10 protein-coding genes are annotated in these 12,126 nt (G+C 70.1%); 1 reads left to right on the top strand and 9 read right to left on the bottom strand.

Annotated features, from left to right (window positions below; translation table 11 throughout):
- Positions 1-7: 7 nt before the first annotated feature.
- The 6 genes from ACIQMX_RS24585 to ACIQMX_RS24560 form a co-directional block, all read right to left on the bottom strand.
- Positions 8-730: a lysophospholipid acyltransferase family protein gene (locus tag ACIQMX_RS24585; RefSeq protein WP_363078363.1), complete on the bottom strand. Its 723-nt coding sequence runs from the start codon at positions 728-730 to the stop codon at positions 8-10.
- Positions 731-921: 191 nt separating this feature from the next.
- A complete protein-coding gene (locus ACIQMX_RS24580; RefSeq protein ID WP_402481107.1) occupies positions 922-1,362 on the bottom strand; it encodes a Crp/Fnr family transcriptional regulator in 441 nt (146 codons plus the stop codon).
- A 135-nt stretch (positions 1,363-1,497) separates the two neighbouring features.
- On the bottom strand, positions 1,498-2,229 hold the full coding sequence (locus tag ACIQMX_RS24575) for a GAF and ANTAR domain-containing protein (RefSeq protein WP_402481105.1): 732 nt from the start codon (positions 2,227-2,229) through the stop codon (positions 1,498-1,500).
- 87 nt (positions 2,230-2,316) lie between these two features.
- On the bottom strand, positions 2,317-3,087 hold the full coding sequence (locus tag ACIQMX_RS24570) for a GAF and ANTAR domain-containing protein (protein WP_402481103.1): 771 nt from the start codon (positions 3,085-3,087) through the stop codon (positions 2,317-2,319).
- Positions 3,088-3,204: 117 nt separating this feature from the next.
- Complete coding sequence (locus tag ACIQMX_RS24565) at positions 3,205-3,672, bottom strand: hypothetical protein (protein WP_402481100.1); 468 nt, start codon at positions 3,670-3,672, stop codon at positions 3,205-3,207.
- 236 nt (positions 3,673-3,908) lie between these two features.
- Positions 3,909-4,343 carry an STAS domain-containing protein gene (locus tag ACIQMX_RS24560; protein ID WP_402481097.1) on the bottom strand — a complete coding sequence of 145 codons (435 nt, stop codon included), beginning with the start codon at positions 4,341-4,343 and terminating at the stop codon, positions 3,909-3,911.
- Between the two features lie 394 nt (positions 4,344-4,737).
- Here ACIQMX_RS24560 and ACIQMX_RS24555 point away from each other — a divergent pair, with 394 nt between their 5' ends.
- Positions 4,738-5,136 (top strand): DUF5133 domain-containing protein, encoded by a 399-nt coding sequence (locus tag ACIQMX_RS24555; protein ID WP_402481095.1) that lies wholly within the window; start codon positions 4,738-4,740, stop codon positions 5,134-5,136.
- A gap of 238 nt (positions 5,137-5,374) precedes the next feature.
- Here the strand turns inward: ACIQMX_RS24555 and ACIQMX_RS24550 are convergent, their stop codons facing one another.
- The 3 genes from ACIQMX_RS24550 to ACIQMX_RS24540 all read right to left on the bottom strand — a co-directional run bounded on the left by ACIQMX_RS24550 (position 5,375) and on the right by ACIQMX_RS24540 (position 11,992).
- Complete coding sequence (locus tag ACIQMX_RS24550; RefSeq protein WP_363078349.1) at positions 5,375-7,495, bottom strand: glycoside hydrolase family 6 protein; 2,121 nt, start codon at positions 7,493-7,495, stop codon at positions 5,375-5,377.
- Between the two features lie 205 nt (positions 7,496-7,700).
- Positions 7,701-9,242 (bottom strand): cellulose binding domain-containing protein, encoded by a 1,542-nt coding sequence (locus ACIQMX_RS24545; RefSeq protein ID WP_402481092.1) that lies wholly within the window; start codon positions 9,240-9,242, stop codon positions 7,701-7,703.
- On the bottom strand, positions 9,239-11,992 hold the full coding sequence (locus ACIQMX_RS24540; protein WP_402481417.1) for a glycoside hydrolase family 48 protein: 2,754 nt from the start codon (positions 11,990-11,992) through the stop codon (positions 9,239-9,241). Before ACIQMX_RS24540 ends, ACIQMX_RS24545 begins: the two co-directional genes overlap by 4 nt.
- Between the last annotated feature and the right edge of the window lie 134 nt (positions 11,993-12,126).

Below are 12,126 nucleotides of genomic sequence, written 5' to 3'. Positions count from 1 at the left end.
GGCCGGCTCACACCGCCCGGCCCCGTCGTTTCGGGAACTTCCCGGCACCGTCGGCCTGTTCGGCAGCCTTCACCTTGGCCGCGTACTCGTCGACGTACTCCTGACCGGAGAGGCCGAGGATCGCGTACATGATCTCGTCCGTGACCGCACGGATCGCCGCCTTCTCGTTCTCGAGCCCCGCGTACCGGGAGAAGTCCAGCGGTTCGCCGAAGCGGATGGTGACCTGCTTGATCCGCGGGACGACCTTCCCGGGCGGCTGGATCTCGAACGTGCCGACCATCGCGCACGGAACCACCGGAACCTGTGCCCGGATGGCCATCACCGCCACACCGACCTTGCCCTTGTAGAGCCGGCCGTCGTGCGAACGGGTGCCCTCCGGATAGATGCCGAGCAGCTCACCCCTGCCCAGCACCCCGAGCCCCTCGCGGATCGCCGCCTGCCCGGCTTCCTTGCCCGAGCGGTCCACCGGGATCTGACCGACGCTGTGGAAGAACGCCGCGGTCAGCCGGCCCTTCAGACCGGGGCCGGTGAAGTACTCGGCCTTCGCGAGAAAGGTGACCCGCCGCTTGAGGATCGTCGGCATCAGGAAGTGGTCGGAGAAGGACAGGTGGTTGCCGGCGATGATGGCCGCGCCGTCCGCCGGAACGTTCTCCACCCCCTTGATGACAGGGCGGAAGAACAACCGCAGCAGCGGGCCCAGGACGACGTACTTGAGCACGTAATAGAACACCTGGTTGCTCCCTCGTGTGGTGAACCGTTGCGCGGAGCCCGTTTGCGCTGCTCACCGCCGCTTTCCAGGTCGTTCAGTGTAGGTGCAGCCCTCGCCGGGTGTAACCCGTGCCGATCATCCTCGTGCGAGAGACCGCGGCACCTGGTCGCCCCGGGCAGCCCGGATCCCGTACGGGCCGAACGAGCCGGTTCTCAGGCGTGCGTGGCCGATTCGTACAGGTCGAGCAGCCGACTGCGAGTGGCCTGCAGTCGCCGGGCGAGCACCATGCCGGCCCACTGACTGATCGCGAATCCGAAGACGGGGTCCGAGCGGCACTCGGCCCGTACGCGTGGAGCGTCGAATTCATGGGCGCGGACGGGGCTCGACGTCTCGGCGCCCAGCTCCCATTCGAAGGGCGGGAAGAGCCAGGACAGGCCGACCAGTTCTCCCGGCTCCAGAATGGCGATCTCCGCACGGCGCCGGTGGGGAACCATCGCGTCCAGGGTCACCGACCCCGTCTTGAGGATCCAGAAGCGATCGGCTGCGGCATGTTCCTCGAAGAGCCGCTGCGCCGCCGGGAACTGAACGTGTTCGGAGAGACTCAGAAGGTGGTCACGGTGTGCGGACGGAAGGGCCATGAGCGTGGTGGTCATCGGAGTGCTCCTCCGAGGAAAGGCGGTGTACGGAATTCACGCGGTGTCCAAAGGTTTCGTTCCCCCTCACGCCAGAAGTACGCAACGCGGGGCAGACCTTGCCCGGCCCGGTGCCGACCGCCGCCGGTACGGCGCCTACGGTGTCCGGGCCAGCACGGTGCTGGGCTCGATCAGCCTCCGTACCAGTTGATCCGCCACTTCGGCGGGGCGCAGGTCGGTGCGGGCGGCGTAGGCATGCAGCTGGCGGGCCGCCTCGTACGGCTGGATGTGCCCGGTGGCGGCGAGCATGCCGGCAGCCGTGTCCAGGAGAGCCTTGGCGGAGAGCGTCGACTGCATGCGGGTCACGATGTCGGCGGGCCGCAGCGGGTCGCTGCTCCAGGTCAGAACGGCCGTCACCGCGACATCGGCGAGCGCCTGGACGAGAGCCGTCCGCTCCGGCGCCAGAGCTCGCGGTTCGTGGGAGAGCAGGCTGAGGGCTCCCACGGCCTGGCCGTGCACCCGCAGCGGAAGCGCATGAGCGCCCGCGTAGTCGCCCGAGCTCGCCAGCGTCGCGAACTCCGGCCACTGGGCCGCGCCCTCCCGGATGACGGGCGCGTGCACGGGCACGTTCGTGCGGTACGCGTCGGCGCCGGGGCCCCGCAGGATCTGCGAGGTGAGGAGACCGGTCAGCGCGGGACGGTCGTCCGTCGTCGCGGCGGTCCGCAGATCTCCACGGGCGTTCGCCAGCAGGACACCGGCATCGTCCATCCCGGTCAGGGGGAGGCTGTGGCGGGTCAGACGGTGCAGCAGTGTGAGGGGTTCGACATCCCTGGCGAGCGTGTCGGTGAGGTCGACGAACGCCTCGGCCAGTTGCTGTTCCCTGTTCATACGACTCCACCGTCTTCCTGTCGCTCTTGCGCACCGGAGCGGGTGCCGGTGGCCGCCGCTCGCCTTCCAGGACAAGCACGACCGGTCTCAGTCATGAAACCTGACCTTTCCCTCGATGACGGAGCGGGCCGCTTCCGTCACTGTCAGATCGTGGGAGAAGGCATGTGCTCTCAAGCGTGCCAGCGCCTGCTGGGGATCCACGCCGAGGTGCACCATGATCATGCCGGTGGCCTGGTGTACCTCTTCGTGGTCGCTCTCCGCCATGGCCAGCCACATGTCCTCGTCCGGATCGGACGTGGCGGGTCCCCCGGGCAGGTTCAGCAGCGCGGTGGTGATGGCCTCGGCCATCGGGAACGCGAAGGCGCGGTCCCGTTCGGAGAGCTCACCCGCTTCCTCCCGGTAGAGATCGAGCGTGCCGAGCGCCAGTCCGCCCGCCGAGAGAGGCAGTGAGAACACGGCGCGTACCCCGAGTGCGACGGCCTGCTGGGCGAAGAACGGCCAGCGCCTGGCATCCGGGCCCTGTGTCAGGTCGGCGGCGAGCACCGGTGCCACCAGGTCGACAGCGGACTGGCACGGAGCGTCACCCAGGGTGTACTGGGCCTCGGCGAGCTGCCCGGCGACCTCGCTGCTGGACCACCACAGGACGCGTGCGTCGCCCTCGCCCTGCAAGGAGATCGAGGCGCCGGTGATGTCCAGAAGGTCCACACACGCCTGGCACAGGGCGGCCGGTACCGCCACTTCCGATTCCTCGGCGGTGGCACGGGCGAGCGCATCGGAGAAGCGTCCGACGTCTCCGGGCAGCATGTTCTCGCCCGAGTACGAAGACTCCTCGTCGTCTTCGTGGGGCACGGGTTTCACGGCGCTTCACCTCCATCGGCAGGGCAGCACCACATCTTCCCCCACTCAGGCTGGAAGGACCGCCAACGCGGGCACGCGTTGACCGGGTGAATCCTTCCGGGGTACGCAGCTCACGCGTCACGCCCCGCCTTCGTGGGAAGGAGGCCGCCGACGGGCCCGCCGGATCCCGCACGCCCGTTGTTCGAGTGCCCGGAAGGCGAGGGTCCGCCGGAACGAGCCCGCCGGACCTGAAGGCCCCTGTCCGCCCCCGGCCGGCGCGGAGCGCGGCGGACCGCTCCGCGGACGGCCTGCCTCGTCCAGGGAGAGCGTGACGAGGTGGATCCGCCGGGCCAGTGCCCAGCTCTGGACCAGCGCCAGTGCGTCCTCCGGATACGGCACGCCCACCCGGTCGGTGTCCAGGACCACGGACCCCGTCCACGGCGGCAGTGTCTCCAGCGCGCAGTTCAGCCGTCCGCGGCACGCGGTGCGGGCGTTCACGTCGTCGAGCGGGGAGCTCTCCGCTGCGCAGAAGGCCGCTCGGTCCTGGCACAGCGTGATGACGGCGACGGACCCGAGGAACTGCACATGCACGTTGTACGGCTTCATTGGCCTTCCCCTCAGCCGGGGCGGGCAGTCCTGGATACGGCGGGCCGGGAGGCCCGTCTGTCCGGAGCACGGTGAACGCCGTGCCCGCTCCGGCACCGGAAGGTTCGACGACACGGCCTACGTGCCGCGACCCGGCGGGCTGCCGTCGGGTACCGAAGCCACGAAGCGACAGAACCAGGCTGGTTCATCACTTCCACCCTCCCACACCCGAGCCCCGCACCGGCGAGGGGAAGCGTTCAGCAGAGGGTCGCGGAGCCCGCCGACGCGGTCGCCCCCACGGGGGCGGCGGTCGATTCGCGCTGCCGGTCGGCCCGGTCCTGGACCAGGCGGCGGAAGCCCGCCAGCGCCGCGCGCCCGGGCGGGCACCCGCCGTGCGGGGGCAGACCTGCGACCGCTTCCATCACTCGCTGTGGTTGCGCCTGCCAGCCCACCACGATCACCCGGGGGACGCGGAGCTGTGCGCGCCGGTGCATTTCGAGAAAGAGCAGCAGCCCGGCCGAGTCCATGAACCGCACCTCGTGGACGTCCAGCAGGAGCACGGTGTCGCTCGGCCGCACGCCGGCGAGCACCTGCTCCAGGAGGGGCGCGGCCGCCGCGTCGAGCTCCCCGGCCGTACTGACCAGGACGGAACTCCCGGTGCGCTGTAGTGCCGTGGCGAACGTAGCCGCCACCGGATTGCCACCCACTCCTGCCCTGCTTTCCGCTTGCTCCCACCGGATCAGGCACGCACCGTGCCGCGGGCCGCGGCCGGTGTCCGCCAGGCGCGCCGGTAACCCTTCGCGATTACGCCTTTCGTGTCGCGATGGACGCGACACGGCGTATTCGGCGTGTCAGCGGTGAGCCGTGCGGGAAAGAATTCCGGTGCCGGAAGGTCCCGGCGCGGCCCGGTGCGGCATGCCGAGTCGTTCAACCCGTTGCCGAGCGATGGCTTCCATGACGATTTCCTCTTCTGTCTCCTCCGTGCATCCCCAGGGCTCCGGTGGACGCCGCCGCAGGGCAGGGCCCGGGCGAAAGCCTCTCCTGGAAGAACCGACGACAGCGTGGGCGATCGGCATGATCATGGCCGTGACGCCCTGCTCGGCCCTCCAGGCCGCGCAGGTCCTGGCCACCGCGGCGGAGGGCGCCCATGTCACCCCGGGGCAGGCTGCGGCGGCCATGATCGCCGGATCGCGCGGAGCGACGGTGCCGACCCATCTGGAGCGTTCGCTGCGCAAGGCGATCGAGAACGCGCGCACCCCGCCACTCGCGGCAGCCCGGGCCGCTCCGCTGCCGGGACGCAGACGGACCGAGGAAGCGCTGGCGGAGTTCAGGCGGTGCCGGTCCCGGCTGACGGCATCACCGTCGGACGAGAAGGCGCGCCGGGCGGTCGACGCCGCCGCGGACACCCTGTGCGTCCTGCTGGGAAGGACCAGCGTGCACGACGCCGTGGTGGCCGCGGAGCAGCGCCTGGCCTCTCCGGGGTGAGGTCCGTCCCGGCCGGGTCGGACGGCCGGTGCCGATCGGGGCGGCAGAACGTGGGTTCGGCGCCGGCAACCGGCGCCGAACGTCTCGGAGGTGGGACTCGACGTCCTCACGGTGCCGCGAAAGCCCCGCGCACATGACACCGCCCCCTGCCGGTCCTCCGGCAGGGGGCGGGTCCGTTGGAAACCCGTGGCCGGTCCCCGTCACCGTGTCAGGACGGGGACGGGGGCCGGACCGCAGGTCAGGGCGCGGTGCCCCAGGCGAGTGCGCCGGTGATGTACAGGCCGACCTTCGAAGCGTCGGTGTAGCTCGTCACGGTCGAACGGCTGTAGTCGTCCGCCTCGTTGAAGTTGGACCAGTCGCTCTTGTTCAGCCGCAGCTGCATCTCGCCCGTGGAAGCACCGGCCGCCAGGGTGCCGCTGCCGAAGCCGACCTCCAGGTAGTGGCTGGCGCCGGCCGCCGAACCGGCGGTCTTCACGCTGTGCGTCAGGTTGCCGCAGCCGATGACCGCCCAGTCGCACGAGGTGCCGAAGGTGGAGGCCCCGGCCTCGGGGGTGAACCAGTAGCGCAGCTTCACCGTGGACAGGTCCACGGCGGCGCTGCCCGTGTTGACCAGCTGCAGACCCATCCGGATCTGGTTGTCGGTCGCGGAGGAGTCGGTGTTCTTGTACTGCACCTTGAGCGTGCCCGTTCCGGTGCCGCCGCCCGCGGACGTGGTGGCGGACAGCGCCGAGGAGGCCGCCGAGACGTTGCCGGCCGCGTCCTTGGCCTTGACCGTGTAGCTGTACGCGGTGGAAGCCGACAGACCCGAGTCCGTGTAGGAGGTCGTGGTGGACGAGCCCACCTTCACACCGTTGCGGAACACGTCGTAGCCGGTCACGCCGGTGTTGTCGGTGGACGCCGTCCAGGACAGCGAGACGCTGCTGCTGGTCTTCGCCGTCGCGGTCACACCGGTCGGCGCGGTCGGCGCCTGGGTGTCGTTGCCGCCGCCCGGGTTGCCGCTGCCGTCGATCGGCGGGTAGGCGTTCTTCACGAGCTCCTGGAACTGCGCGGAGAACCAGTGACCCGCGAGCGGGGAGTTCGGCAGCGCGCCCGACATGCTGTTGCCGTTGCGGCCGTTACCGGTGTACGTGGGGTCGCACATCCGGTCGAATCCCTTGCCCTCATCGTTGTCGATGGGGGCGCTGTTGCCGTCCGACTCGCCCGGGGGCTTGGCCCACACGTACGCGTCGATGCCGGCCTCGGGGGCTGCGGTGGGACGCTCGCCGATACCCGCACCGGTCTGGTTGCACCAGTTGCCGGCGTGGATCCGGCGGTCGACCCGGCCGCCGTTCACATAGGCGTCCACGCTGGTCAGCGGGCCTGCGGAGGTGGGTCGTGCGGAGCCGCCCCAGCCGTTGCGGGCGGTGTCGATCAGCATGCCGATGTTGGAGTTGAAGCCCTGGCTCACCAGCAGGGTGCGCAGCGCCTGGGCGAACGTCAGCTCATCGGTGTAGTAGTTCCAGTCGACCCACTTCGACTGGCGCACCGTGGTGCCGTTCACCGAGTCGGTGATCTTGAAGTTCGGCTCCTTGAGAGCCGAGTAGTTGGCCGTGTTCACGATGAAGCCGGCCACGTCGTTGACCGTGGCCCCTTCGGAAGTGGCGGCCTTCTTGAACTCCGCGGCGGCCGGGGCCATGTTGCTGTCCCAGCCGAGCCATCCGTGGTGGGCGGCGTCGATGTAGTTGTAGACGTTGGGAATGGCGCCAAGGGTGTGCAGGGCGTAGCCGACACCCTTCTCGTAGTTCCCGTTCGCCTTCATCGTCGCGCAGGCATCCGTGGAACCGGCGGTGCCGCCCGCGTTGGTGACGATGTTGGGCAGCGAGTCCGGCTCGATGATGGTGACGATGCGCAGGCTCGCGTACGCCGGGTCGGCAAGGATCTCGGAAATCGGATCGATGTACTCGTTCTTGTATCGGTCGAGCTCGGTGGGACCGAGCTCACCGTTGGACGCCAGCGCGGCGCAGTCGCGTCCCGGCAGGTCGTAGATGACGACCTGGAACAGGTCCGCGCCCTGGTCCAGCGCGGTGTCCAGGTGCTCGCGCAGGCTCATCGCGGTAGCCGAACCCTCGATGGCCGCGATGCGGTCCATCCAGACGAAGGCCGGCGTGTCGGCGATGGCGGCGCCACCCGGTTCGGCCGCCGCCTTCGCGGACCAGTCCGGGTTCACGTATGCCGTGGCGCCCACATAGGGGTTGTCGACCCGCGCGGCTGCGGAGGCGGGGGTCGGGATCGCCACCATCAGTGCTGCGCCCATGGCCAGGGCGGAGGTTGCGGCAAGCCTTCGGCGTAGCCCGTGCATGATCGTGCCTCTGGTACTCATTGCGGCTCCGTGCTCCTCTCGTACGCCTGCGGAAACTCCCGCAGACGGCTTGTGGGGGTGTCGCTCCGGGACGCCGTCTGCGGAGACGGCGAGCCGGGTGAAGCGTCGGTGAGGACGCTGGTGGTTCCCCGATGGCGGGCACAGCGGGGTGAATGGATAGCCCGCCATCGGGAGTTCGTCGGGTGACCGGCCGTTCAACGGCCGGTCACGGGGCAGTGCCCGAGGTCAGGGCGCCGTTGAGGTACACCCCGACCTTCGAGGCGTCGGCGAAGGCCGTGTTGGCGGCCCTGCTGTAGTCGTCGGTCTCGTCGAAGGCGGACCAGTCGGCCTTGTTGAACCGGAGCTGCATCTCCCCGGTGGAGGCGCCGGGGGCCAGGCTGCCGCCGGTGAAGCCGACCTCCAGGTAGTGGTCGGCGCCGGTTCCTGCCGAACCGGCCGGCGCCACACGGTGCGTGACCGCGCCGCAGCCGATGACCGCGTAGTCGCACGAGGTGCCGTACGAGGCGGAGCCGGACTCACCGCTGAACCAGTAGCGCAGGGTGACCTTGCTCAGGTCCACCGCCGTGGTGCCGGTGTTGACCAGCTGGAGGCCGGGCCTGATCTGGTTGTCGCCGGGCGATGCGTCGTTGTTCTTGTACTGCGCCTTGAGCGCACCGGTGCTCCCGCCGCCTCCTGCCTCGGTGGTGGCGCCGACCGCGGCCGAGACCGCGGAGGTGTTCCCGGCCGCGTCCCTGGCCCGCACGGTGTAGCTGTGCGAGGACGAGGCGGCGAGACCGGTGTCGGTGAACGAGGCGGATGCGGTGGATCCCGCCTTCACCCCGTCGCGGTAGACGTCGTACCCGCTGACGCCGGTGTCGTCCGTCGCCGGAGTCCAGGACAGCGAGACCGAGCTGTCGGTCGTGCCGGTCACGGTCACACCGGCCGGCACCGTCGGTGCCTGGGTGTCGCCGCCGCCACCGGACTCCGTGCTCGCCTCGAAGGCGAACCGGTTCATCCCGAGGCCCTGCCCGCCCTGCCAGATCTCGAACCCGGCCTCGGCGTCGATGAGATAGTGCGCCGGGTCGATCGACCCGCGGCCCACGCCGTCGTCGATCAGGCCCTTCACATCGAAGTCGGCGAGCTCGGTGGCGCCGCCCTGCAGGACGTACGAGATCACCTTCCAGCCCGATGCGCCGGGGCCGGTCCACACATCCCAGTTCCGGCCGTCGAGCCGGACCGTCGCGGTGCGGGAACCGATCGGCTGGACGCCCCCGCGGTGGTTCATCCAGATCATCACCTCGGTGCCGTCCGGCTGGTCGTCGGTGACCGGCGCCGAGTTGAACCAGATGTCCATCGATACGTTGTACGCACCGGAGGCGACCTGGGTGGTCGACCAGTCGGTCGTCACGCTGCCCAGCTCGTCGACGCGTAGCGGCAGTCCGCTGTCCGTCGTGCACGCCCCCCAGTGACAGCCCTTGTAACTGGAGGGGTACGTCGCCGGGGCGCCGTTCGTCGGGAGGGAGAAGGAGGACTTGGTGACGCTCCAGGCGCCCGTGTCAGGGTCGACGCTGACGCACTGCTCGGCCTCGGAGTTCCACTCGTTCTGCTGGTAGAGGTACTCCCCGCCCTGCAGTTCAGTGGTGCCCCACTGGGTGCAGTCGGTGACCGGCGCCGCTGACGCGGCGGGGGCACCGGTGAGCATCGAAGCGGCGGCGAGCACCAGGGCCGCGGCCGCCCCCGCCAGCGCCGGGAGTCTCGGGCCGGTCACGGCTCCACGCCCCAGGCAAGGGTGCCGGCGACGTAGGCCCCGACCTTGGAGGAGTCGGCGTACGCGGTGTTGGTGGCCCGGCTGTAGTCGTTGCTCTCGTTGAAGTTGGACCAGTCGCTCTTGTTGAGCCGCAGCTGGAGCTCGCCGGTCGACGCACCCGCGGCCAGCGTGCCGGCTCCGCCGGTGAAGCCGACCTCCAGGTAGCGGTCGGCGCCCGTCTTCGGGCTGGAGACGGCGACCACCGAGTGCGTGATGTTGGACGAGCCGAGCGCGGCGTAGTCGCAGTACGTGCCGAAGGTGCTCGGCCCGCCGTCGGCGGTGAACCAGTAGCGCACCTTCACCGTCGACAGGTCGATCGGGGCGCTGCCCGTGTTCAGTACCTGGAGGCCCAGCCGGATCTGGTTGTCGGTCGCGGAGGAGTCCGTGTTCTTGTACTGGATCTTCACCGCGCCGGTGCCCGTCGAACCGCCCGACTTCGTGGTGGCGGTGACCGCGGCCGACAGTGCCGAGGTGTTGCCGCCCGCGTCCCGTGCCGCGACGGTGTAGCTGTACTCGGTCGCCGCGGCGAGGTCCGTGTCGGTGAACGTCCGGGTGGTGGCATTGCCCGCCAGGACCCCGTTGCGGTAGACGTCGTAGCCGGTCACGGCGACGTTGTCGGTGGCGGCGGACCAGGAGAGCGACACGCTGTTGCTCGTCGTCGCCGTCACGGCCAGGCCGGCCGGAGCCGTCGGCGGCTCGGTGTCACCGCCCGGCTCGCCGCCGCCCTCCACCAGCAGCTCCGCGTAGATCGCGAAGGCCAGTGCGAGCGCCGCCTGTGCCCAGAAGCGGTGGTAGGTGAAGGTGGGGGCCGCGCCGCCGTCCAGGTAGGCCTGCACCTTCGGCCAGTCCGGGTCGTCCTTGTACCAGCTGCGGATGTCGATGAAGGTCGAACCCGGCTCGATGGTGTCGCCGTTGGGCATCGTGCCCGACCAGCCGGCCGGGATGTACACCTCGTCGTTGAAGCGGTTGTAGTCCTTCCTGGTCTCCGGCACCGAGATGCCCTTGTCCGTGGCGTTCAGCGCCATCGCGTCCAGCAGCGCCTTGGCCAGAGCCCCGGCGTCCTCGTCACCCGACTTGGCGGCGTAGTACGTGAGCGTCTTGACGTACGCGGCGCCCACACCGACGTCGTTGGCGTAGTCCACGACCGAGACGTGCAGGCCCGCGTTGTCCCCGGGCGACGCCGGGTCCCACGTGTCGGGCTGGCCGGTCCACTTGAGCGTCGACGGGAAGCGGAAGCTGCCGTCGGCACCCACGGTCGTCTCGGACGAGGCCCAGGCGACCCACTTGGACAGCACCGCTTCGGCGGACGCGTTGCCCGTCTCGTGGTAGTACGCCGCGAGGCGTTCCATGCCCCAGGCCTGGAAGCCGAACCAGTTGTTGCTCGGCGGGTCGTGGTAGACCGGCTGCCAGTCGTACGCCATGCCGTAGAAGGTGGGCGTGCCGGCCGGCGGCGCGCTGTAGCTGCCCTCCCAGCTGTTGGTGCAGCCGCCCGCGAACGCGCCCTCGCTCGACTGGAGCCAGGTCAGGAACTCCAGCTGCCGGGTCAGGCTCTTGGACCAGTCGGACCTGGCCGTCGCGGACTTGGGGGTCAGTGACGGCACGTTGGACAAAGCCCAGGCAGCCAGCGGGTTCTGGTAGCCCTGGTGGGAGGCGCCGTCACCGATGCGCCAGGCCCAGCCGCCGCCGCTGCCGGCCGCCGCGCCGCCCCAGGCGTAGTACCAGGACAGCAGGTAGTGCTGGGAGTCCCGGCCCGTGGCCGCCGGGCAGGAGGCCGGGTCGGTGCAGTCGCCGACCCGCTTGAAGTACTTGTCGAACATGGCGTAGCGGAGGTAGTCGCCCATCTTGGCGGCCTTCGCGACCGAGGCCGAGACCTCGCCCGCCTTGCCCTGGGCCGAGGCCCAGCGGAACGCCCAGTAGGCAGCCTGCACCGCGCGGGCGTCGGCGTCCGGCGCGTTGGTGTACTTCCACTGCTTGGCGTAGCTGGCGTCACCGACGAACAGGTCGAGGTACCCGTTGGGGCCCCCGTACTTGAAGAGGTCGGTGGTGGGCTGCGGAACGGTCTCCCAGACCGACTCCTGCGAACCGCGCTGGTAGGTGTTGATGTAGGAGGCCCCGGCACCCGGCCCGGACTCGCCGCCGGTACCCGGCTTGTTGCCGTAGCCGTAGACGTTGTCCAGGTCCATCAGCCAGTGCATGCCGTAGATGTCCATCGTCCCGTAGGACGAGGCGAGTTCGGTGGCGAGCGGGTCGGTGCCGACCTTGACCGAGGGGTCCAGCGCGGAGGGGTAGCCGCTGGGCAGGGGGTGCTCCGGGGCGTAGGTCGCCGGCGCCGACGGGTTGTACGAGTCGGCGGTCGACTGGTCCGCGTGCTGGGGAATGATGGTCTTCTCGGCCACCGCCCAGGCCGCGTTGAAGGGCGCCCAGTCACCGGTCACCCGCCCGTACGCCGCCTCCAGCCACATCCAGAAGCTGACGGCCTCGGACGTGGTCTGGTGCCCGTGGTCGGGTGCCTCGACCATCAGGGTCTCGACCGAGTGGTACGGCAGACCGTCCGGGCTGAAGTAGCCGTTGGCGGACGCCTTGATCTTGCCGTACTGGGTGAGGAAGGCCTGGGTGTACGGATCGTCGGCCGCGGCCGCACGGGCGGCGGTGCCGGCCACGGACGCGGGCTTGGCGACGGCGGTGCCCTGCACCAGACCCGCGGCGAGCAGGCTGCCGCCCAGGGCGCTGCTGAATGTTCTACGTGATATCGACACAAATCCTCCATTGGCGGGTGTCGTTGGGGAGAGGGGGACGAAGCAAGGGGGGACGGGGGTGGGAGCGGGGAGAAGCGCGGGGAAGGAGC

Origin of the sequence: Streptomyces sp. NPDC091416 (genome assembly GCF_044756845.1) — a bacterium.
In the GTDB taxonomy this organism is placed as follows: Bacteria; Actinomycetota; Actinomycetes; order Streptomycetales; family Streptomycetaceae; genus Streptomyces.
Note: the sequence above shows the minus strand (reverse complement) of the source record. Positions and strands in the feature narration are given on the sequence as shown.

What these genes read in the sequence shown, in the direction of transcription:
- ACIQMX_RS24565 (WP_402481100.1), bottom strand. Translation starts at nt 3,672, where the DNA reads ATGAAGCCGTACAACGTGCATGTGCAGTTCCTCGGGTCCGTCGCCGTC.
- ACIQMX_RS24550 (WP_363078349.1), bottom strand. Translation starts at nt 7,495, where the DNA reads ATGAGTACCAGAGGCACGATCATGCACGGGCTACGCCGAAGGCTTGCC.
- ACIQMX_RS24580 (WP_402481107.1), bottom strand. Translation starts at nt 1,362, where the DNA reads ATGACCACCACGCTCATGGCCCTTCCGTCCGCACACCGTGACCACCTT.
- ACIQMX_RS24575 (WP_402481105.1), bottom strand. Translation starts at nt 2,229, where the DNA reads ATGAACAGGGAACAGCAACTGGCCGAGGCGTTCGTCGACCTCACCGAC.